The 20,190-nt window shown below is 60.2% G+C and carries 23 protein-coding genes; 16 read left to right on the top strand and 7 right to left on the bottom strand.

Annotation, left to right across the window (positions count from 1 at the left end):
* The first annotated feature begins 34 nt into the window (after positions 1–34).
* From J5J10_RS14000 to J5J10_RS13960, 9 genes are all read left to right on the top strand, one after another.
* Positions 35–1,012: a magnesium transporter CorA family protein gene (locus J5J10_RS14000; RefSeq protein WP_211930342.1), complete on the top strand. Its 978-nt coding sequence runs from the start codon at positions 35–37 to the stop codon at positions 1,010–1,012.
* Positions 1,013–1,027: 15 nt separating this feature from the next.
* Positions 1,028–2,929 carry a potassium transporter Kup gene (locus J5J10_RS13995; protein ID WP_208548545.1) on the top strand — a complete coding sequence of 634 codons (1,902 nt, stop codon included), beginning with the start codon at positions 1,028–1,030 and terminating at the stop codon, positions 2,927–2,929.
* Between the two features lie 161 nt (positions 2,930–3,090).
* Positions 3,091–4,242, top strand: coding sequence for a cell wall hydrolase (locus J5J10_RS13990; RefSeq protein ID WP_249116742.1), 1,152 nt, complete (start codon positions 3,091–3,093; stop codon positions 4,240–4,242).
* 300 nt (positions 4,243–4,542) lie between these two features.
* Entirely contained in the window at positions 4,543–4,899 is a 357-nt protein-coding gene (locus tag J5J10_RS13985) for an AtpZ/AtpI family protein (RefSeq protein ID WP_208548546.1), read from the top strand.
* Between the two features lie 71 nt (positions 4,900–4,970).
* Complete coding sequence (locus J5J10_RS13980; protein ID WP_208548547.1) at positions 4,971–5,723, top strand: F0F1 ATP synthase subunit A; 753 nt, start codon at positions 4,971–4,973, stop codon at positions 5,721–5,723.
* Positions 5,724–5,791: 68 nt separating this feature from the next.
* A complete protein-coding gene (locus tag J5J10_RS13975; protein WP_028750571.1) occupies positions 5,792–6,019 on the top strand; it encodes a F0F1 ATP synthase subunit C in 228 nt (75 codons plus the stop codon).
* 81 nt (positions 6,020–6,100) lie between these two features.
* Positions 6,101–6,688 (top strand): F0F1 ATP synthase subunit B, encoded by a 588-nt coding sequence (locus J5J10_RS13970; protein WP_208548548.1) that lies wholly within the window; start codon positions 6,101–6,103, stop codon positions 6,686–6,688.
* 4 nt (positions 6,689–6,692) lie between these two features.
* Positions 6,693–7,178, top strand: a complete 486-nt coding sequence (locus J5J10_RS13965) for a F0F1 ATP synthase subunit B (RefSeq protein WP_208548549.1) — start codon at positions 6,693–6,695, stop codon at positions 7,176–7,178.
* 82 nt (positions 7,179–7,260) lie between these two features.
* Positions 7,261–7,860: an SH3 domain-containing protein gene (locus tag J5J10_RS13960; protein ID WP_208548550.1), complete on the top strand. Its 600-nt coding sequence runs from the start codon at positions 7,261–7,263 to the stop codon at positions 7,858–7,860.
* Positions 7,861–7,871: 11 nt separating this feature from the next.
* Here J5J10_RS13960 and J5J10_RS13955 read toward each other — a convergent pair whose 3' ends face one another.
* Positions 7,872–8,525, bottom strand: coding sequence for a ribonuclease HII (locus J5J10_RS13955; protein ID WP_208548551.1), 654 nt, complete (start codon positions 8,523–8,525; stop codon positions 7,872–7,874).
* 165 nt (positions 8,526–8,690) lie between these two features.
* Positions 8,691–9,848: a PA0069 family radical SAM protein gene (locus tag J5J10_RS13950; RefSeq protein WP_211930341.1), complete on the bottom strand. Its 1,158-nt coding sequence runs from the start codon at positions 9,846–9,848 to the stop codon at positions 8,691–8,693.
* A 131-nt stretch (positions 9,849–9,979) separates the two neighbouring features.
* On the opposite strand from J5J10_RS13950, the gene J5J10_RS13945 reads away from it, so the two are divergent.
* On the top strand, positions 9,980–10,525 hold the full coding sequence (locus tag J5J10_RS13945) for a glycosyl transferase (protein WP_208548553.1): 546 nt from the start codon (positions 9,980–9,982) through the stop codon (positions 10,523–10,525).
* Here J5J10_RS13945 and J5J10_RS13940 read toward each other — a convergent pair.
* The 5 genes from J5J10_RS13940 to J5J10_RS13920 form a co-directional block, all read right to left on the bottom strand.
* A complete protein-coding gene (locus J5J10_RS13940; protein WP_211930340.1) occupies positions 10,515–11,561 on the bottom strand; it encodes a calcium-binding protein in 1,047 nt (348 codons plus the stop codon). The two genes, J5J10_RS13945 and J5J10_RS13940, sit on opposite strands and share 11 nt — an antisense overlap.
* A gap of 116 nt (positions 11,562–11,677) precedes the next feature.
* On the bottom strand, positions 11,678–12,223 hold the full coding sequence (gene moaB, locus J5J10_RS13935; protein WP_211930339.1) for a molybdenum cofactor biosynthesis protein B: 546 nt from the start codon (positions 12,221–12,223) through the stop codon (positions 11,678–11,680).
* A complete protein-coding gene (locus J5J10_RS13930; protein ID WP_211930338.1) occupies positions 12,220–13,125 on the bottom strand; it encodes a 4-(cytidine 5'-diphospho)-2-C-methyl-D-erythritol kinase in 906 nt (301 codons plus the stop codon). Before J5J10_RS13930 ends, moaB begins: the two co-directional genes overlap by 4 nt.
* A 4-nt stretch (positions 13,126–13,129) precedes the next feature.
* Positions 13,130–14,950: a tetratricopeptide repeat protein gene (locus tag J5J10_RS13925; RefSeq protein WP_211930337.1), complete on the bottom strand. Its 1,821-nt coding sequence runs from the start codon at positions 14,948–14,950 to the stop codon at positions 13,130–13,132.
* Between the two features lie 127 nt (positions 14,951–15,077).
* A complete protein-coding gene (locus tag J5J10_RS13920) occupies positions 15,078–16,094 on the bottom strand; it encodes a polyprenyl synthetase family protein (RefSeq protein ID WP_208548558.1) in 1,017 nt (338 codons plus the stop codon).
* Between the two features lie 108 nt (positions 16,095–16,202).
* On the opposite strand from J5J10_RS13920, the gene J5J10_RS13915 reads away from it, so the two are divergent.
* The 6 genes from J5J10_RS13915 (at position 16,203) to J5J10_RS13890 (ending at position 20,163) form a co-directional block, all read left to right on the top strand.
* Positions 16,203–16,430 carry a DUF2007 domain-containing protein gene (locus J5J10_RS13915; protein WP_208548559.1) on the top strand — a complete coding sequence of 76 codons (228 nt, stop codon included), beginning with the start codon at positions 16,203–16,205 and terminating at the stop codon, positions 16,428–16,430.
* A 4-nt stretch (positions 16,431–16,434) separates the two neighbouring features.
* Complete coding sequence (locus tag J5J10_RS13910; RefSeq protein ID WP_211930336.1) at positions 16,435–17,226, top strand: tRNA1(Val) (adenine(37)-N6)-methyltransferase; 792 nt, start codon at positions 16,435–16,437, stop codon at positions 17,224–17,226.
* Positions 17,227–17,309: 83 nt separating this feature from the next.
* Positions 17,310–18,167, top strand: a complete 858-nt coding sequence (locus J5J10_RS13905) for a S49 family peptidase (protein WP_211931245.1) — start codon at positions 17,310–17,312, stop codon at positions 18,165–18,167.
* 17 nt (positions 18,168–18,184) lie between these two features.
* Positions 18,185–18,376, top strand: a complete 192-nt coding sequence (locus tag J5J10_RS13900; protein ID WP_208548561.1) for a hypothetical protein — start codon at positions 18,185–18,187, stop codon at positions 18,374–18,376.
* A gap of 130 nt (positions 18,377–18,506) precedes the next feature.
* The gene (locus J5J10_RS13895) at positions 18,507–19,439 is read left to right on the top strand and encodes a glycine--tRNA ligase subunit alpha (protein WP_211931244.1); all 933 of its coding nucleotides are present in this window, start codon (positions 18,507–18,509) and stop codon (positions 19,437–19,439) included.
* A gap of 10 nt (positions 19,440–19,449) precedes the next feature.
* On the top strand, positions 19,450–20,163 hold the full coding sequence (locus tag J5J10_RS13890) for a DUF4328 domain-containing protein (protein WP_211930335.1): 714 nt from the start codon (positions 19,450–19,452) through the stop codon (positions 20,161–20,163).
* Positions 20,164–20,190 lie beyond the last annotated feature (27 nt).

Genomic DNA, 20,190 nt, shown 5'->3' with positions numbered 1-20,190 from the left:
AAGCGAGCGGTCGAGCAGGCATGGAGGCCGGATTTTGATCAGAGCCTATCACGTCAATGGGCGGGCGGAGGAGATTTCCCCCGCCAACCCCCAGACTGAACTTGCGAGTGATATCGTCTGGCTAGACCTGATACGCCCGGATCGTGATGAAGAAGCGCTCGCGGAAAATCTTCTCGGCATTCCCCTTCCGACGCGCGACGATCTGAAGGACATCGAACCGTCGAGCCGTCTCTACGTCGAGGATAGTGCTGTCTACATGACGGCATCGCTGATCTGGAAAGTCGAGACGGAACTGCCGGAACTGACGGACATAGCGTTTATCCTGGCCGGGCACCGGCTGGTGACGATCCGTTACGCCGAGCCGCGTGCCTTCGAACTCTTCAGTGCCGGTCTTCTGCGAACGCCCGGCCGCTGCAAGACCGGACCGGAAATGGTCGCCCGTCTGCTCGAGACGATCGTTGATCGGACCGCCGAGATTCTTGAGCTCGCGGTGGCAAGGGTCGACGCGCTTTCCGGAGCGGTTTTCGTCAGCCGCAAGGAGGCAAGACGCCGCCCTCCGAAATTCCTGGAAGACAAGCTTCTCGACATCGCCAGTCACCACCGGCTGGTCAGCAAGGCGCGTGACAGCCTCGTCTCGCTGTCACGCCTCGTGATTTTCCTGCGTTCGCTGCAACTCGTGCACAAGGACCAGGAGGCGGACGCCCTTTGCCGCACGGTTGCCCGGGACATCCAGTCGCTTGCCGAGCATGCCGGCTTCGTTGCCAATAACATCACCTTCATGCTAGATGCGGCCCTCGGTCTCATCAACGTCGAGCAAAACGCCATCATCAAGATCTTTTCGATCGCGTCCGTGGTGTTCTTGCCGCCGACCCTCGTGGCATCGGTCTACGGTATGAATTTTCATTTTATGCCGGAACTCGACTGGAACCTTGGCTACCCCTTTGCCCTTTTCCTGATGCTGATGTCTGCCGTCATCCCCTTCTTGTTATTCCGCTGGAAAGGCTGGCTCTGAAGGCCAGGTCGCCCCATGAATTCAGAACCCGAACTTGCTTCGGCTGAACCTGCCTCGGTGCGCAGGCTGCTCGCGCTCGCGCTCGGTTCCGTCGGTGTCGTCTATGGCGATATCGGCACCAGTCCACTCTATGCCTTCCGTGAGGCGCTTAAGCCGATCGGGCATGATGGAGTTACCCGCGTCGAGATCATTGGCCTGATCTCCCTGATGATCTGGGCGCTCACCATCATCGTCACGATGAAGTATGTTCTTTTCCTCCTGCGTGCCGACAATGACGGCGAGGGGGGAACGCTTTCGCTGTTGGCTCTTCTGTCGAAAAAGGCAAGCCGCCACGCCTCCGCCTTCATGGTACTCGGCCTTATCGGTGCGGCGCTCTTTCTGGGCGATGCCATGATCACGCCTGCGCTCTCGGTACTTTCCGCTGTCGAGGGGCTGAAGCTCGTAGCGCCCGACATGTCCGGCTATGTCCTTCCCATCTCAGCCACGATCCTCGTCCTGCTTTTCGCGGTGCAGTCGCGCGGGACCGAGGCCGTGGCAAATTTCTTCGGGCCGGTTACCGCGCTCTGGTTCTTGGTCATGGCGGCGGGCGGTCTGCTGCATATCTCCGACGACTTCGGCATCATGGCAGCCTTCAATCCCTGGTATGCCGTGAGCTTCATGATCCGCGAAGGCTTTGTCGGTATCGTTGTGCTGGGAGCGGTCTTCCTGACCGTCACAGGCGCCGAAGCACTCTACGCCGATCTCGGACATTTCGGCCGCAAGCCGATCCAGCTGGCCTGGTTCGCTCTGGTGTTCCCGGCCCTCGTGCTGAACTATCTGGGGCAGGGCGCCCTGGTTTTGAAGCATCCCGAACGGGCCAGCGATCCCTTCTTTCTCATGTTTCCGGATTGGGCTTTGCTGCCTGTCGTCATACTCGCCACGGCCGCCACCATCATTGCCAGCCAGGCCGTGATCACCGGTGCCTTTTCCATGGTTCGACAGGCAATCCATCTGGGCTTTCTGCCGCGCATGCAGATTTTTTTCACCTCGGAAACCCATACCGGGCAGATCTACCTACCAGCCGTAAATACCCTGCTTCTGTGCGGGGTCGTCGCGCTCGTCCTCCTCTTCGGAAGCTCCGAGGCGCTTGCAACGGCTTACGGCATATCCGTCACCGGAGCGATGGTCGTTACCACCATCATGGCGTTCCAGTTCGTGAAGACCCGCTGGGCTTGGCCAACTCCGCTGTCGATTGCTGTCCTTTTGCCGCTGCTTCTGCTGGAAATCGTGTTCCTGGGAGCCAACGTGCTCAAGATTCACGATGGCGGTTATGTGCCGGTTGCCTTTGCGGCGTGCTTCACAATTCTGATGTTGACGTGGCGAAGCGGCAGCCGGATTCTGTTCGAGAAGACACGACACGCCGACATCCCGCTTTCGTTCTTCGTCGAAACGATCGAGCGTGGCGGCGAGCACGGGCCAGTGATCGTCCCGGGCACCGCGATTTTCCTCACCAGTGATCCCCAGACTGCTCCGGCCGCTTTGCTCCACAATATCAAGCACAACCATGTCATTCACGAGCGGAACATCATTCTGACCATCAAGACGGTGGGAAGGCCCCGTGCAACGGATGAGCAGCGTTTCGAGGTCGAGACCATTTCCGAGCATTTCTCGCGTGTGGAAATACGGTTCGGTTTCATGGAGACGCAGAATGTCTCGCGGGCGCTTGCAAGCCTGAGACGCGGCGGGCTCAAGTTCGATATCATGTCGACCTCCTTTTACCTCGGTCGTCGAAAGCTGGTTCCCGATGCCAAATCCGGCATGCCCTATTGGCAGGACAGGGTCTTCATCGCCATGGCCAACGCCGCTGCCGACCCGTCCGATTACTTCCGGCTGCCTGCGAACCGCGTGATCGAACTGGGCTCGCAGGTGATTATCTAGAATGTCCGATTCACGGCAATGTTATCGTCGCGGTCAAGGCTTCCGCCCCGGATGGAAGAGCGGCTCCATTAGCGTTAACTGCGCGTCAAGGTTAATGAGGCATTTTCTTCAGGTCTGACCGATGTGCGTATGGAGTTCCGGTTTTGCCTCCGAAGACCCGTTTGACGAGAAGCCTCAAGGCCGCTGCTGCCGACTGGGTATCGCCCGTACTGTTCGGCCTTTCCGCCTGGCTTGCCTTCCCCTCCATGGCCGCGCACGCGGATCTGGCGGCCATGATCGCCGGCTTGGACGGCAATGGCGCGGCCCGCTGGCGCATGGTTTTGACGGAGTCTCCCGCCGGTTCCGTGCACACGGCCGAACTCGTGTTCAAGGATGGTGCGCCAGCCGCTGCGGTTTCCGGTGATGCAGGCATGGTTCTGCCCGACGGCAGGACGATCGCGTTCTCGGAATTGCACAAGCCCACCGTGGAAACCCCGGACGAAGCCCGTGTGACCCGAAGCCTCAAAAAGAGCCGGGTCGTTGCCGTGGAGCCGATGTTGCCGCCGAAGGCGTTTACCGCTGGATCGATCCTGCAGCGCACGTCCTCTCTGATGCAACCGGTGGAGAAACATGGCGAGCAGACGGCCTTCGTCAGGACCAAACCCAAGAATGTCGAAGTGGCGAGCTTCTACCATCGTCAGGACGAGCCCAAGGCCGTCGGCGTTCCGACCATGCTGGCGGACCTCGTGACCAATCGACAGGCGGATGTTCTGGCGACCGCCTATGCTCCGCCCAAGCCGGACTATGCTCGCGTATCACCTTTTGATTCGATTCTGGCCTCTCCGGACTCCGGACGGTTTCGGCCGAAAATCTCGCCGCAGGATCATGCCTGGGCGGCAAATGTGCTGCCGGCGGAGGTGTTTTCCGCCAAGGAGCAACAGTGTCTCGCCTCCGGCATCTATTTCGAGGCCCGCGGGGAAACCGTGAAAGGGCAAGCGGCAGTCGCTCAGGTGATCTTGAACCGTGTGCGTAACCCCGCTTATCCCGATACCATTTGCGGCGTCGTCTACCAGAATGAGGATTGGCGGAACCGCTGCCAGTTTTCCTTTGCCTGCGACAACATCAAGGACCGCGTAAACTCCAAGTATCACTGGAAAATTGCCCGCGAAGTCGCGCTCGCGGTCACCGCGGGCAAGATCTGGTTGAATGAGGTTGGCTCGGCCACCCACTATCATGCCGTCTACGTACGTCCCGGATGGGCTCGCACCATGAAGAAGGTCGGACGCATTGGCTTGCATGTCTTCTACAGAACATATGGTGGCGGCTGGAGCTGACAGGCGCGTGATATCCTGCACGCAAGCTTCGGCAGGGAGTCGCGCCGGTGCTGCGGCGAAGTGGCCTGTTTTGCCGACTGTCATTCGGGTGGAATCTGCGAACTAGGCGTAAGCAATTGATTTAAAACAATATATTTGTTCTAAATCTACCCTTTCGTATGCCTTGACTATAGTGCCTCGCAAAATTATGGTGCGCCCGACTTCAAAACGGGCCGGACGCATATATTTCCGAGCCGTTTGCTTATCCGTTTCGGGCGCTAAATGTGACGCTGTAACGGAAATCGGACGGAGGAAATGGCTATGTCTGGCGACCACGAAGAAAGTCTGGAAGAGCGCCGCAGGCGTCTTGGCACCGAGCTTGCCGGGATACGTGCGGAGGCGAGGGACGAAGAGGCGAACGAAGCAAGGTCCGAGCAGAGCCGCAAGGGTTATGCGCAGGCCATGAAGCTTTCGAGCGAATTCATCTCTGCCATCATCGTCGGTGCGCTTCTCGGCTATCTGTTTGACCGTTTTGTCGGTACGGCGCCCTGGGGACTGGTTGTTCTCCTGCTTCTTGGGTTCTGTGCCGGAGTATTGAATGTTCTTCGCTCCGCCGGCGTCGTGGCCGCGCCCCATCCGGCGGACCGCAAGACAGGAAAAAGACCGGGTGAGGGCTAAGGCGGAAACGCCGGCGTCCGAACCAAGATCGAGAGAATTCCGCTTCGGCGGCAAAGCGAGAGAGCAACACGGTGGCAAACGATCCGACTCATCAGTTCCTGGTCCAGAAGATTGTACCGATCGAAATCGGCGGAATTGATTTCTCGTTTACCAATGCTTCGCTGTTCATGGTCGCGACTGTCGGTGCTGCCTCGGCGTTTCTCTACTTTTCCACCGCAAGCCGCGGCCTGATTCCGAACCGCATGCAGTCGGTTGCGGAGATGTCCTACGAGTTTATCGCATCCATGCTGAGGGAAGGCGCAGGAAGCGCGGGAATGAAATTCTTCCCGATGGTCTTCTCGCTCTTCATGTTCGTTTTGACCGCGAACCTGCTCGGCATGGTGCCGTATTTCTTCACCGTCACCAGTCAGATCATCGTCACCTTCGCGCTGGCGCTGTTCGTCATTGGCACGGTTTTGGTCTATGGCTTCTACAAGCACGGCCTCCACTTCCTGCAGTTGTTCGTTCCATCGGGCGTTCCCGGCGCGCTTCTGCCGCTTGTCGTGGCGATCGAGGTTATTTCGTTCCTGTCGCGCCCGATCTCGCTGTCGGTTCGTCTGTTCGCCAACATGCTGGCGGGTCACATCACGCTCAAGGTGTTCGCGGGCTTCGTTGCCTCGCTTGGAACCATGGGCGCACTGGGCATCGGCGGAGCCGTACTTCCCCTTATCATGACGGTCGCCCTGACCGGTCTCGAGTTCCTCGTCGCCTTCCTGCAGGCTTATGTCTTTGCGGTACTCACCTGCATGTACCTCAACGACGCGATCCATCCTGGCGGGCACTAAGGATAACGACATTGGCGTCCTGAGGCGTCAGTCATCAGCCGCAACAACCCATTCGAAGGAGTTTTCACATGGAAGCGGAAGCAGCAAAGTTCATCGGCGCGGGTCTGGCTTGCTTTGGCATGGCCGGTACGGCTCTCGGCCTCGGCAATATCTTCGGCAGCTACCTCTCGGGCGCCCTGCGGAACCCGTCTGCCGCTGACAGCCAGTTCGGCCGCCTCGTATTCGGCTTCGCCGTTACGGAAGCTCTGGGCATCTTCTCGCTGCTCATCGCTCTCCTCCTCCTGTTCGCCGTCTAATAACGGCCGGGATCGGGATCACGGCAGGCGCTGACGCGTCCGCCGTGATCTCACGCTTTTGAAGTACACCTGGAGGTGAGCATGCTCGTGACCCCCGCCTTTGCCCAGGAAACTCCTGCAGAAGGCCAGCTTCACACGGAAACCGGTGTTGCCCATGACGAGGGCCACGGTGGCGGCGTATTCCCGCCGTTCGACCAGTCGACGTACGCCTCCCAGCTTCTGTGGCTGGTGATTACGTTCGGCCTTTTCTACATGCTCATGCAGAAGGTCATCGTCCCGCGCGTCGGTGGCATCCTTGAAAACCGTCACGACCGGATAGCCCAGGATCTCGACGAGGCTGCGCGCCTGAAGTCTGAGGCCGACGCCGCCATCGAGACCTATGAAAGAGAATTGAGCGCCGCGCGCGCCAAGGCTGGTCAGATCGCCGCAACCGCGCGCGATGAAGCCAAGGCCAAGGCCGACGCTGAGCGTGCGGCCGTCGAGGCCGAACTGAATGCGAAGCTGACGTCTGCGGAAGCCCGCATCGCCGAGATCAAGACCAAGGCATTCGCAGAGGTCGATGAAATCGCCAGTGACACGGTCACAGCCATCGTCGATCAGTTGATCGGCGCCAAGGTCACCAAGGCTGACGTGAAATCGGCCCTGACCGCATCCGGCAAGGAGGCCTGATCCTATGCATTTCGATGCAACCTTCTTCGCCTTTGTCGGCCTCATCCTTTTCTTTGCTCTGATCGTCTACCTGAAGGTGCCGGGTATGGTGACCAAGTCGCTCGATGAGCGCTCGGACCGCATCCGTGACGAACTGGCGGAAGCCAAGCGCCTCCGCGAGGAAGCGCAGCATGTGCTTGCCGAATACCAGCGCAAGCGCAAGGAAGCTGAAGCCGAAGCCGCTGGCATCGTCGCTGCTGCAGAACGCGAGGCAGCCATGTTGGCAGCTGAGGCCAAGCAGAAGACTGAGGAATTCGTGGCACGGCGCACGGCTCTCTCCGAGCAGAAGATCAAGCAGGCAGAGACGGACGCCGTAAACGCCGTACGCGCCGCCGCCGTCGACCTGGCAATTGCCGCCGCCGAAAAGGTGCTTGCCAAGAAGACGGATGACGCCGTCAGGGCTGACCTGTTCAAGTCCGCCATCGGTGAGGTAAAGTCTCGGTTGAACTGATCGTGGCCTGAACGCCGTCGCGTTGAAATTCAGGGAGCCTCGGATCGTTCGATCCGGGGCTCTTTTTCGTTGGAGGATCTGCATGCTGGAGAATCTGCGATTGACCGGATTTGGTCTCATAAGCGCTTGCGCAATAGCCGTCCCGCTCCTGACAGTCGGACCAGCCACCGCTGCGCAGAGCGTCGACGGCGACGCCTGCGACATCTGGGCGTGGTCGATTGATGATGATCCAAAGGGTCTCAACGTCCGGAGCGGCCCCTCAACGGCTCATGGCGTGATAGCGGTCCTGCCGCCGCCAAAGCGGAAAGAGGGTTACGTCTTCCGGACGGAAGTCGAGGTCAAGGAGAGCCAGGCCGGTTGGTTCCGGATTACCCAGGCTGTCGTTCCCGACTATTTGGATGAGGGTGGCGACCAGACGGTCTTCGAAGGGGAAGGATGGGTATCCGGCGGCGGTCTTGGATTGCTGCTCAACCGTATCAAACTATACGAAGCGCCATCCACCGAAGCGACGGTGGTCGCAGAACTTCTTGATGGAAATGTGGATGGTCCTGATAGCTTTACCGTCGAACGGCTATACGCCTGTACCGGCTGGTGGGTTGAGGTGGAGGCGACGCTCGGGGAACGGCGGCACCGGGGCTGGGCGAGTGGGACATGTTCAAACCAGGTGACGACCTGTCCCTGACGCGCGGGACTCTAGTCCTTGCGCAACGGCCGGAAGCTCATGCGATGCAGGACGCAGGCGCCGTGGACGACGATCGCGTCACGATGCGTGACGGTCGCATATCCGGCATGGGTTTCGAAACCGTAGGCCGGGAATACGCGACTTGCTCTGGCCATCATCCTGTCGCGCGATACCTTTGCGACGATCGATGCCGCAGCGATGGAATAGGAGCGGCCATCTCCCTGAACAAGGGCGTCGGCGCCGCAAGGGAGGCCTGGCGGTATGTCCCGGCCGTCTGCCAGAACATGCGCAGGCGGCACGGGTAGGCCAGCCACTGCACGTCGCATGGCGTCCAGGCTCGCCTTGCGGATGTCGATCCTGTCGATGAGTTCGGCGCTGGAGGAGGCGATGCTCACAGTGGCGCGCAGAAGGATTTCATCGAACAATTCGTCCCGTCGCGCTGCCGTCAGCTTCTTCGAATCGTCCAGCCCGTCCGGGATATCGTCGGGATCGAGGATGACGGCTGCGGCCACGACCGGACCCGCAAGCGGGCCGCGACCCGCTTCATCGGTGCCCGCGACCGGCCATATGCCCCTTCTGTGCAAACGCATTTCCGTCGAGAAATCCGGTCCCTTTGGAAGGCTCTCGAATAAAGGCGGAGAATCGGGCGGCGTGCGAAACTTCATGCGGCAGAAGTTGCACGCCGCCCGACCACCTGCAAGCCCCCGGTTCGGCGGTGCCAGGGAACTGACCATCCGCCGAGGCGGCGTCCAGGGGCTCGACCGGCGCTGGGCGGGGATGGGCGCGCCGGTAAGGGAATGAACATGCGACGCGGCGTCTTCCGCCGCGCTCTAAAGCAGTGACAGTTGCACGCCACTGCCAGTGGGCGGCACGAAGAGATCATCGCGCATCTGAATGCCACGACGAATGAGGCCGAGGCGCTTGGTCGCCATCTCGAACCTGCGGCTGATCTGCCAGGCATAGGGACCGGCTCCCTTCATGCGCTTGCCGAACTCCGCATCGTAGTCCTTTCCGTCCCGCATCGACCGAACGAGCGACATGACGTGGCGGTAGCGATCCGGATAGTTCTGCAGCAGCCAGTCGCGAAACAGAGGGCTAACCTCAAGCGGCAGGCGAAGCAGCACATAGCTTGCCTCGCTTGCGCCGGCGGCCTTGCCCGAATCCAGAATGCGCTCGATCTCGTGATCGTTGAGCGCCGGGATAACAGGAGCGACCATGATGGCAGTCGGGATGCCCGCTTCCGAAAGCGCCTTCACAGCCTCAAGCCGGCGCGTCGGTGTTGACGCGCGTGGCTCCATCGTCCGTGCCAGCTTGCGGTCCAGTGTCGTCACCGAAATCCCAACCTTGGCGAGACCGCGTGCCGCCATGGAGGAGAGGATATCGATATCGCGCATCACCAGCGCGGATTTCGTCACGATCGCAACCGGATGATTGGCGCGGTCCAGCACTTCCAGGATTTGCCGCATGATTCGCCATTCCCGTTCGACCGGCTGGTAGGGATCGGTATTGGTGCCGATTGCGATTGTCCGCGGCTTGTAGCCAGGCTTTGAAAGTTCACGCTCCAGAAGCTTTGCGGCATCCGGCTTGGCAAACAGTTTCGTTTCGAAATCGAGACCCGCCGACAAGCCCATGTAGCTGTGTGTTGGTCGTGCAAAGCAGTATATGCAGCCATGTTCGCAACCCCGGTAGGGATTGATCGAGCGATCAAAGGGAATATCCGGCGATTCGTTCCGCGTGATAACGGTCTTTGGGCGCTCCACCTGCACTTCGGTGCGCAGGGCCGGCATGTCCTCGAAGCTCTGCCAGCCGTCATCAACTGCCACCCGCTCGGTAGGTTCAAAACGTCCAGCAGGGTTGAGACCCGCCGCCCGCCCGCGACGTCGCGACAAGTCGACCCGCAAGCCGGAAGCGTTGACCAGTGCATCGGCAATATCCGCCGTATTCGCAGGCTGGAAGGCAGCCTGCGCCATCGAAGTCAGTTCGCTCATCGTTAAATCTCCCGCGGGATGTCAGTCCCGTGTCAGTGACTTTATTCCTAATGCGGAAAGGAGAACAATGCAAGAACAAAATTGAAAATCTCGGTGTGGCAATTCTTTGTGCAATGCGATAACAATGGGCAATGCTGACAGTGATTATGGAATGCCGCGATCATGAACCTGAGCTTGCGCAAACGCTTGCGGGCTTGGTGGCCGGAGCTGTCGAGGGTTTGGTCAGCGATGTCGTGATTTTGGATCACGGCTCCACGGACGGTTCTTCTCGTGTTGCGGAGGCGGCCGGCTGCCGCTTTTATGAGCAATGGGACATGCAAGAGGTTGTGCGCGCCGCGCGTGGCGAATGGCTTTTGGTGGTGGAGCCCGGTGCTCGTCCAGCCGGTAGCTGGATAGACGAGATCTGCGAGTACATAGCGCTGAACACGGCGCCTGCGCAGTTTTCTCCTTCACGCAATCATCGCCTTCCGCTGCTGCGTCGCCTTGGACGAAAAGCCTCTCCCCTTGAGGACGGACTTCTTCTGTCAAAACGACAGGCCATGGACCTTGTCAAAAGCGGGACAAAACTTTGCGAACTGCCGCGCGGGTTGCGGATGCGCTCGCTGTCAGCGGAACTCGTGCCGGCACGCGTTGCACGTCAAACCCGTGCCGGCTTGCAGCAGGCGCTCAGAGGATGAAGTCGCCGCGCGAGATGCTGGCCAGGCCGTTCATGTCGATCTGAAAGTCCGCCACGCCATCACCGTTCGTATCGCCACTGACAAACCCATTGGCAAAGCGCAGTTGGCCTGCGGCTGAGAAGGCGTCGTTGCCGATAAAGTTGAAAGCCTGATTGCCGCTGCGCGTTGTGTTGGCGTCGATACCCGAAAGATCGATCCTGTCGCCCTGCGCGCGGCTGAAGTCGGTAATGATGTCCCGGTTCGTGGTGCTGGTCGCCGATTCGTTTCGTGCGTTGAAGTCGAAGCGGTCGGCGCCTGAACCACCGGTAAGAACGTCTCGTCCGAGCCCGCCGACAAGCACGTCATTGCCGCTGCCACCATGAAGCTCGTCGTTGCCGCGACCGCCAAAGAGTTGGTCATTGCCGCCGAGACCGAGCAGCAGATCGTTGCCATTCAGACCCTCAAGCTTGTTGGCCCCGTTCGTGCCGTTGATTGCGTCGTTCGCATTGGTTCCGGCTGCATCCTCGATGCTGATCAGGGTCTCGAAGCGGTTGTTGCCGGTCTGCGCCAGTCCCGTGGCAAGATCGATCGTGACGCCGGAGCCACCCAGAGTGGAGGAATCGTCCCGCGGTTCATAGGTAATACGGTCGCGCCCGGAGCCGCCGTTGAAGACGTTCTGCCACCCTTCGGAGGCGAACTTGTCGTTTCCGGCGTCGCCGAAATAGCGGCTCTTGAACGTGCTGACGGCGATAAAGTCGTTGCCGTCACCGCCGCGGACCACGTCGCCGATATCGCTGCCAAAGGAGCCGAAGCCGGTCCCGACATAGGTGTCATTGCCGGAACCGAGACGGATGTCGTTGCCGGCTTCCTTCGCATTGGTCACGCGGTCGTTTCCAGACCCCGCATCGACGAAATTGCCACCGCCCAAATCGTCGCTTCTGTTGATGATGATCGTATCGTTACCGCCGAGGGTAAAGAGCCGGAACTCGATCGTGCTGGAAGTATTGCCCTGTACGAAACGGTCTGCGCCCGAGGTGCCGCGAAAAGTCTGTCCCATGAACGTGTCTCCCTTTGCTCTGGATCACGTTCTATCGTTTTTTTGCCCGCGCTAGGTGTCGCGCGTCACACCCTCGCCGACTGCCAGAAAAGGTCCGCCAACGAGAAGCTTCTACATCATCCCCGCCGCCGCAGGTGTTCGTCGAGACGCGGCATGATCTCCACGAAGTTGCAGGGCAGGTGGCGATAGTCGAGTTGCCATTTCAGGATACCGTCCCAGGCATCCTTGCAGGCGCCCGGAGATCCAGGCAGAACGAAGATGAAGGTGGCGTTTGCAACGCCGCCTGTCGCACGAGACTGTATCGTCGATGTTCCGATCTTGTCGTAGGAAATTCGGTGGAAGACTTCCGAAAAGCCATCCATGCGTTTTTCGAACAGGGGCTCCACCGCCTCGGGCGTCACGTCTCTGCCTGTAAATCCGGTTCCGCCCGTGGTGATCACCACGTCGATCTCGTCGGAAAGTGTCCAGGCATGGACGCGCGCTGCAATCCGCTCCTTGTCGTCGGGAACGATGGCCCGGTCGACAAGACGGTGACCCGCGTCCGTGATTCTTGCTGCCAGTGTGTCACCGGATTTGTCATCGGACAGCGTACGCGTGTCCGAGACGGTCAGGACAGCGATTCCGATCGGCAGAAAAGGCCGGGTGTCATCAATGCGCGTCATGGTCTGGTCCCTGCAATAGTGCGCGTCAGCAGCACATACCAGTCCGGTTTGAAAGCGGAAAGGGCAAGGGCGGCCTTGAGTGCCGCCGCGTCGTCGCCGTAAAGACCGAAGCAGGTTGCTCCCGAGCCGGACATCCGCACCAGTTGCGCCTCACTTTGCCGAAGAAGGTCTCTCGCCTCCGCGATTTCTTGGACAAGTGCTACCGCGGGCGTTTCCAGGTCGTTTCTCAGGGTCGAGAGCGCGGATATCCAGCGCCCGCCCTCTTGACCGTTCGGAAGCTCTCCAATCGGCAAATTGTCCCGCCGATCCAGCCCTCGGAATACCTCTGGTGTCGAAACCGCTTTCAGCGGATTGACGAGAACCATAGGGAAGGATGGCATGGCGACGGGCTCCAGCGTCTCTCCGATGCCACGTGCCCGCAGTGGAACCGAGGCAAGACACATTGGAACGTCCGCGCCCAGCCGCAAGGCGATGCCAGTCAGGGTGGCATCGTCCAGTCTGGCGTTCCAGAGACGCATCAGTCCGCGCAGCGTGGCCGCGGCATCCGCTGACCCGCCGCCGATGCCGGAAGCAACCGGAAGCATCTTTTCAAGCGCGATCATCACCGGCGTGTATGGCTGACCGGTGTCATCAAGCGTGGCACGTAGCATATCGCGCGCTTTGACCACCAGATTGTCGCGATGCCCCGCGCCTTGCAGAGATAGCACCCCCCCAAAGCGGCCTTCCAGTCTGAGGCCATCCTCGTCGCTTTCCTGAAAGACCAGTTCGTCGCCGTCCTCCGCGAACGTGACGATGCTGTCCAGCAGGTGATAACCATCCGCACGCCTGCCGGTCACATGGAGCGCAAGATTCACCTTTGCGGACGCGGTTTCGCGGATTGCGCCCTGTTCACTGAGGTGCATGAGATCAAGACTTCTTGTCGACCTCGGTCGTCGCGGCCGGCGTCTCCACCGGCTTTTCCGCTGTTTCGCCAGCCTTGTCGAGAGGCGGCAGGCCGTTGGCGATCTTGGCTTCGATCTTCGGGATTTCTGCCGCTTCGGGAGATGACGCCAGCGCCCGCTTCCACTGGTAGACGGCTTCCAGCGTTCGTCCCACACGCCAATAGGCGTCGCCCAGATGGTCGTTGATCGTTGAATCGCCGGCTCTGAGCTCAACCGCCCGTTCAAGCTCGGAAACAGCCTCTTCGAAACGCCCAAGGCGATAATAGGCCCATCCAAGCGAGTCGACGATGTACCCGTCGTCCGGCTTCAGCTCCACCGCTTTGCGGATCATGTCGAGGCCTTCTTCCAGGTTATCGTTCATGTCGACCCAGGAATAGCCAAGATAATTGAGCACCTGCGGCTGGTCGGGGTTCAATTCGAGCGCCTTGCGGAAATTGGGTTCCGCCTGCGGCCACTTCTTCAGGCGCTCATACGCGATGCCTCTTTGGAAAAAGATCGGCCAATGCCCCCGTGTCGGGGTCGGCCCGATCATCGCCGCGGCCTTGTCATAGGTTTCCGCCATAGCCTCGTAGTTCTTTGCGTCGGAAAACACGCTGCCAAGCGCGAGATAACTGCGGAAATCGGATGGATCTGCATCGATCAGCGACTGCAGGTGCTGCGTTGCTTCATCGGTCTTGCCTGTCTGCGCGAGCGCGAGACCCAGCTGCATTTCCGAAAGCCGCCGCATCGGTGAGTCTTCCGGTACAGAACTGTAGTAAGCGATCGCGGCGTCCGTTTTATCCGCTTCCTCGGCAATGCCACCGAGCATGATCAGCGTGTCCGCCGACTTTTGATCGAGAGCCCGGGCAAACTGCAGATAAAGCATCACGGTGTCTTCCGCTCCGGGGCGGTTGAGGGCACCGGCGATCGAGAACAGAACACCGGAAGCACCCTCCGAGGCGTTCGTCACGACTGGATCGAGTTTCTTGCCAGCATTGATACGGTCACGAAGCGCCTTGAAGGGAGCGTAGTCGTTGAGCAGCGCGTCTCCGGCCGAGACAGCATCGAGCGCCTTCTGCTTGTTGCCCTGATTGGCCTCGACGGTTGCCAGGGCAATCACGGCGCGTACGAAGAGATCGGTTGCCGTTGCGGCACCTTCACGGTCGGTTACAGCACTCGTCAGATGCTTGCGCGCGGTATCCGCATCCCCAAGCATCGCTGCCGCTACACCCGCGTTGTAGTTCTTGAAGATGGCATACCAGGGTGGGCCATCCAGCGCAGCCATCTGGGCGACGGCTTCTTTCCCCTTGCCTGCACCGAGGCGAGCCCATCCGCTCAAGAGCGAGTTGATCAGCCGGTCTAGATCGTTCGGACCCTTGTAGGAGAGGATTTTCTCGGCCGTGTTGTATTCACGGTTCCGGATGGCGTGGAGGCTTCGTGCTACCGTCGTCACCCGTTCGACCGAAGCATCGTTCTTCAGGTCGTTGGCATAGCGGATTGCGGCGTCGAAGTCGCCATGCATGAAGAGCGCCAGCATCAGCCGTTCGCGAATCTCCACATTGCCCGGCTCTGATTCGAGAGCTTTCTTGTAAAGCGCGACCGCATTCTCATAGTCCCTGTCCGCATCGGCGGTTCGCGCCGCCAGGAAAGCGCCTGCGAAGGTATCCACTTCGGCGGGATTGAATGCCGTCTCCGTCTTCTCCTCAACGGCGGGTGTCGGGGCGGCTGTTGCCGACAGTCCGGCGAGGGATATCAGTGCGGCGAACGCGACGCTGGAGAACAGACGGGTGGCAAGATTTTGCCGCATGAACAGAGCCTTTCAACGAGCGACGCCGGCTGTTGCCGGCAACAAAAGCGATCCGGGATGCGCGAAACGATTCCCGAACACCATGGCTTTTTTGAAGCGGGGTCGCAAGGCAGCGCCGGTTTTCGCCTCAGTTCACGCGTTCGATACAGAAGTCGATCACTTCCAGCAGCGCTTTCTTCCATGGACCTTCCGGCAACGGCGCGAGCGCGTCGCGTGCGATCGTGCCATAGTGCACCGCGCGGGCGATCGTGTCGCCGAGGCTACCGTATTTGTTGATCAGGCCGAGCGCCTTCTCGAGCTGCTCGTCGTCCGACTGGCCACCCTCGATGGCATCGCGCCAGAATTGCCGCTCCTCCTGCGTGCCGCGTCGATAGGCAAGAATCACCGGCAAGGTGATCTTGCCCTCGCGGAAATCGTCGCCGACGTTCTTGCCGAGATCGGCCGCCTTGCCACCGTAATCGAGCACGTCATCCACGAGCTGGAATGCCAGGCCGAGGTTCATGCCGTAGGATTTCAGCGCGTTCCGCCCGGCCTTGTCCGTGCCCGCGATGATGGGTCCCACTTCCGCCGCCGCCGCAAAAAGAGCTGCTGTCTTGGCCCTGATCACCTGCAGATAATCGTCTTCCGTCGTCTCCATGTTCTTGGCGACGGAAAGCTGCAGAACTTCGCCCTCGGCGATGACGGAGGCTGCCGTGGAAAGCACGTCCAACGCCTCGAGAGACCCCACCTCCACCATCATTCGAAACGCCTGACCGAGAAGGAAGTCGCCCACCAGCACGCTTGCCTGGTTGCCCCATATCATCCGGGCTGTCGACTTTCCGCGGCGCATGTCGCTCTCGTCGACCACATCGTCATGCAGAAGTGTTGCGGTGTGCATGAACTCCACGCTTGTCGCGAGCTTCACGTCACCGTCGCCCTCGTAGCCGTAGAGCGCGGCCGAAGCGAGTGTCAGCATCGGCCGCAGCCTTTTGCCACCTGACGAAATCAGGTGGTTCGCGACCTCCGGGATCATCTGGACGTCGGATCCGGCCTTGGAAAGGATCAGCTGATTGACGCGCTCCATCCCCGGGCGGGTCAGATCCACCAGTGGTTTGACCGAAGCCAGTTTGTTTTTGTTTTCGCCGAGCGGTATGACTACACCCACCGGAACGCACTCCTGTTCACACGTGGGGCAGACAATAGTAAACGGGTTACGCCGACGGCAAGAGGCGAATTGTCTCGTCTGGTCCAAATCACGGGAGTTTTAGAGGAAATGAGGGAGCTGATCCGCACGAACGATCCTGTTGTCTTGAGTTTTGCGGAAAGTTTGATGCGGGATGCTGGAATTCATTGCCTGATCGCCGATCAGGCAATGAGCATCATGGAGGGTTCGCTGGGCATGCTTCCGCGGCGCTTTCTCGTTGAGAACGACAGGGAGAGCCAGGCGCGCCGGATTCTATCCGAAGCCGGTCTCGGCGCCGAATTGCGCGACGATGGGTAAGGATATGGTAGTGCCGGCCCCGGCCATCGCCGAAACCGTCGATGCTTTCCATCGCGGCCGCTTCTATCTGGTGCAGCCGTCAGGGCGTGGGCATCGGGCCGGCATGGACGCAATGTTGCTGGCATCCCTCGTCGACGCTTCCGGACCCATCCGCGTCGCCGATCTCGGCGCAGGCGCTGGGGCAGCGGGCCTTGCCGTTGTGTCCCGGCTATCTTCGGCTAGCGCCGTTCTGTTTGAGCGCTCGCCGGAGATGGCCGAATTCGCGCGCAAATCTCTGGTTCTGCCGGAAAACGCCGGGCTTGCCGACCGCGCCTCGGTGATCGAAGCCGACGTGACACTGACCGGCAAGGCCCGCAACGATGCTGGTCTTGTCGACGACAGCTTTCACCACGTCATCATGAATCCGCCGTTCAACGACGCGGCGGACCGTGCCGCACCCGACCGGCTGAGGGCGGAAGCGCACGCGATGACAGGTGATCTTTTCGAAAGCTGGATACGGACGGCGGGCGCGATCATGATCCCCGGTGGTCAGCTTTCGCTGATTGCCCGTCCGCAATCGATCGCGGAAATCCTCGGCGCCTGCGCTCGGCGCTTCGGCGGGATCGAGATCACGCCACTACATCCGCGTCCAGGCGAAAACGCGGTTCGCATCCTCCTGACCGCGATCAAGGGATCGCGCGCTCGCCTGCAACTGCGTCCGCCGCTCGTCATGCATGATGATCCGAGCTCGCATTCCTTCTCCGCTTTTGTAGACGACCTCAATAACGGGCGCGCCGCTTATCCGCGCAAATCCTGACGATTTTCAGGGCCGTGTATTGAGTTCGACCCTGCTGACATTACATGTCCCTCACAATGTGATTGCAGGAAGTACGGAGCATGATGGAGCGTTTTAAGAGTTTGTTGCCGGCCCGGTTCAGGAAGAAGAAGACCGTCATCCCGGTTGTTCGCCTCGAAGGCGCGATCATGACCGGAGGCAGCAAGTTCAAGCCGGCACTCAACCTTGCAAGTGTCGCTCCAATGCTCGAGAAGGCGTTTTCGAAGAAAGATGCTCCGGCCGTTGCGATCGCGATCAATTCGCCTGGCGGCTCGCCCGTGCAGTCTCGCCTGATCTTCGAACGCATCCGCGCTTTGGCGGATGAAAAGAAGAAGACGGTTCTCGTCTTCGTCGAGGATGTCGCGGCCTCGGGCGGCTATATGATCGCGCTCGCCGGTGACGAGATTCACGCCGACCCGACGTCGATCGTCGGTTCGATTGGTGTTGTCTCCGGCGGCTTCGGTTTCCCGGAAATGCTGAAGAAGATCGGCGTCGAACGCCGCGTCTACACAGCCGGTGAAAACAAGGTGATCCTCGATCCCTTCCAGCCCGAGAAGGAAAGCGACATCGAATATCTGAAGTCGTTGCAGGTCGAAATCCACCAGGTGTTCATCGATATGGTGAAATCTCGTCGCGGTGCACGTCTCGCGGACGATTCGACGCTGTTTTCCGGCCTGTTCTGGACGGGGATAAAGGGCTTTGAGCTCGGTCTTGTGGATGGTCTTGGTCATATGCGCCAGATTGTTCGCGAGCGCTATGGCAAGGAGGCGAAACTCGAACTCGTCACCGGGGCCCGCGATTTCTTCGGCCGCCGCACGCCGGGTGTCTCCGGTTTGTCGGCGGAACGCATCGCTGCTGCTGCTGCTACCGGCCTTGCCGAGACTGTTGAGGAAAGGGCATTGTGGAGCCGTTTCGGGCTTTGATCGGCTGAGGGGGATTTATGCCGCAACTCGTATTCCTGCTTTTGCTCGTCGGTGGCGCGCTTCTGCTCTATCGCCGGTTCGTCGCCGACGCGCAGAAGCTGCAGAAGCGGTCCCAGGAGATGCAGAAGGAGCAGGAAAACGGCGCAATCGGCACGTTGGTGAAGGACGAGAAAACGGGCGAGTATCGCGTGAAGCGCGATGATGAGTGATTTGAGCTCGATAGCGCGTGCCCGTCGCATCCCTTGACCCATGAACGCCATCGTGGCACCAGTCGGGCTAATATCCAGACCCAGTTGCCGGACCGAAAATTCAATGACCGATACCAGCCTCGCCCCGCACATGGACCCGAAGCGATCATTCCAGGCGCTGATCTTGACGCTGCACAACTACTGGGCAGACAAGGGCTGCGCCGTTCTGCAACCGTACGACATGGAGGTCGGCGCCGGCACCTTCCACCCGGCTACCACGTTGCGCGCACTCGGTCCCAAGCCGTGGAAGGCCGCCTATGTGCAGCCGTCCCGACGCCCGTCCGACGGCCGCTACGGGGAAAACCCGAACCGTCTGCAGCACTATTACCAGTATCAGGTCATCCTGAAGCCGAACCCGTCGAACCTCCAGGAACTCTACCTCGGCTCGCTGAAGGCCATCGGTCTCGACCCGCTGCTGCATGACATCCGCTTTGTCGAGGACGACTGGGAAAGCCCGACGCTCGGCGCCTGGGGGCTCGGCTGGGAGTGCTGGTGCGATGGTATGGAAGTCTCGCAGTTCACCTATTTCCAGCAGGTCTGCGGCATCGAGTGCTCGCCGGTAGCAGGCGAACTGACATACGGTCTCGAGCGCCTCGCAATGTATGTCCAGGGTGTCGACAACGTCTACGACCTGAATTTCAACGGTCGCGAGGGCGAGGAAAAGATCTCGTATGGCGAAGTCTTCCTGCAGGCAGAGCAGGAATATTCCCGGCACAATTTCGAGTTCGCCAACACCGAGATGTTGCATCGTCATTTCATCGATGCCGAGGAGGAATGCCAGGCGCTTCTTGCCGCCGGCGCGCCCGCTGACAGCGAGAACCAGCGCCTGCACAAGTGCGTGTTCCCCGCCTATGACCAGTGCATCAAGGCATCTCACATCTTCAACCTGCTCGATGCCCGTGGCGTGATTTCCGTGACGGAGAGGCAGAGCTATATCGGCCGCGTGCGCGCGCTCGCCAAGGAATGCGGAGAAGCCTTCCTGTTGACCGATGCGGGTGGTGTAAACTGGGGCAGGGCGGCCTGAGGCGAAACCGATGCCGCTGGAGAGACTGCGTCGACGTCTGAGGATCGCGGTCTTGTTCTGGCGGCTGTCGGCGGTCGTCACCGGTATCCTTCTTGTCATCGGCGGTGCCGGAGCGCTCTATCTCTCTGCCCTGAATCACCAACTCGCGATCGGAAGCTGGATCGAGCGCGCGCTATTCGATCGCGGTCCGGTTGCAGCAATCGTGGTCTGGTTGCCGCTGTTCGACCTCTGCCTCATCGGACTCTCCATCTTCACGATCTATTTCTGGCTGCGCTGGATCGCTGTTGCCGTGAGGGCCGCCCGGTCGGTCGAGAGCGGGTCGGTGCGTTATTCGCCTGCCGTCGCGGTCTTGGGCTTTTTGGTGCCGGTAGTGAATCTCTGGATGCCGCTCTACACGCTGTTGGACCTTGAGCACTTCGCCGCATCTGTGAACGGCGAAAAGGCGAGCCCCTTCGTCGTGAGGCCTACGATGGTGGTTTTGCTTGGCTTGTTGGCTTTAGGGCTCATCCGCTCCGTTGGCCTTCACGCGGTCGATGACTTCTCGATGCCGGAGGAGGGGCGCTGGATGATGCTCGGCGTAGCGCTTGCCGCGATCATGGCGCTCATTCTGCTGATGGTCCTCGCCTCCATCATGAGCGATTTCAATCGAGCCGCGGACAGGGTGCTTGTCGACGGGCCGGAGGCAAGCGTATTAACGCATGACTTTGGTACGGCGAGCGGCTAGTTTCCGCCCCATCACAGGTTGGGAGGG

The organism is Ciceribacter sp. L1K23, from assembly GCF_018122705.1.
Lineage (GTDB): Bacteria > Pseudomonadota > Alphaproteobacteria > Rhizobiales > Rhizobiaceae > Allorhizobium.
Note: the sequence above shows the minus strand (reverse complement) of the source record. Positions and strands in the feature narration are given on the sequence as shown.

What these genes read in the sequence shown, in the direction of transcription:
- J5J10_RS13950 (WP_211930341.1), bottom strand. Translation starts at nt 9,848, where the DNA reads ATGAGCGAACTGACTTCGATGGCGCAGGCTGCCTTCCAGCCTGCGAAT.
- J5J10_RS13960 (WP_208548550.1), top strand. Translation starts at nt 7,261, where the DNA reads ATGCTGGAGAATCTGCGATTGACCGGATTTGGTCTCATAAGCGCTTGC.
- J5J10_RS13915 (WP_208548559.1), top strand. Translation starts at nt 16,203, where the DNA reads ATGAGGGAGCTGATCCGCACGAACGATCCTGTTGTCTTGAGTTTTGCG.
- J5J10_RS13995 (WP_208548545.1), top strand. Translation starts at nt 1,028, where the DNA reads ATGAATTCAGAACCCGAACTTGCTTCGGCTGAACCTGCCTCGGTGCGC.
- J5J10_RS13895 (WP_211931244.1), top strand. Translation starts at nt 18,507, where the DNA reads ATGGACCCGAAGCGATCATTCCAGGCGCTGATCTTGACGCTGCACAAC.
- J5J10_RS13975 (WP_028750571.1), top strand. Translation starts at nt 5,792, where the DNA reads ATGGAAGCGGAAGCAGCAAAGTTCATCGGCGCGGGTCTGGCTTGCTTT.
- J5J10_RS13890 (WP_211930335.1), top strand. Translation starts at nt 19,450, where the DNA reads ATGCCGCTGGAGAGACTGCGTCGACGTCTGAGGATCGCGGTCTTGTTC.
- J5J10_RS13930 (WP_211930338.1), bottom strand. Translation starts at nt 13,125, where the DNA reads ATGCACCTCAGTGAACAGGGCGCAATCCGCGAAACCGCGTCCGCAAAG.
- moaB (WP_211930339.1), bottom strand. Translation starts at nt 12,223, where the DNA reads ATGACGCGCATTGATGACACCCGGCCTTTTCTGCCGATCGGAATCGCT.
- J5J10_RS13945 (WP_208548553.1), top strand. Translation starts at nt 9,980, where the DNA reads ATGCTGACAGTGATTATGGAATGCCGCGATCATGAACCTGAGCTTGCG.
- J5J10_RS13940 (WP_211930340.1), bottom strand. Translation starts at nt 11,561, where the DNA reads ATGGGACAGACTTTTCGCGGCACCTCGGGCGCAGACCGTTTCGTACAG.
- J5J10_RS13955 (WP_208548551.1), bottom strand. Translation starts at nt 8,525, where the DNA reads ATGAAGTTTCGCACGCCGCCCGATTCTCCGCCTTTATTCGAGAGCCTT.
- J5J10_RS13965 (WP_208548549.1), top strand. Translation starts at nt 6,693, where the DNA reads ATGCATTTCGATGCAACCTTCTTCGCCTTTGTCGGCCTCATCCTTTTC.
- J5J10_RS13910 (WP_211930336.1), top strand. Translation starts at nt 16,435, where the DNA reads ATGGTAGTGCCGGCCCCGGCCATCGCCGAAACCGTCGATGCTTTCCAT.
- J5J10_RS13925 (WP_211930337.1), bottom strand. Translation starts at nt 14,950, where the DNA reads ATGCGGCAAAATCTTGCCACCCGTCTGTTCTCCAGCGTCGCGTTCGCC.
- J5J10_RS13970 (WP_208548548.1), top strand. Translation starts at nt 6,101, where the DNA reads ATGCTCGTGACCCCCGCCTTTGCCCAGGAAACTCCTGCAGAAGGCCAG.
- J5J10_RS13900 (WP_208548561.1), top strand. Translation starts at nt 18,185, where the DNA reads ATGCCGCAACTCGTATTCCTGCTTTTGCTCGTCGGTGGCGCGCTTCTG.
- J5J10_RS13905 (WP_211931245.1), top strand. Translation starts at nt 17,310, where the DNA reads ATGGAGCGTTTTAAGAGTTTGTTGCCGGCCCGGTTCAGGAAGAAGAAG.
- J5J10_RS13985 (WP_208548546.1), top strand. Translation starts at nt 4,543, where the DNA reads ATGTCTGGCGACCACGAAGAAAGTCTGGAAGAGCGCCGCAGGCGTCTT.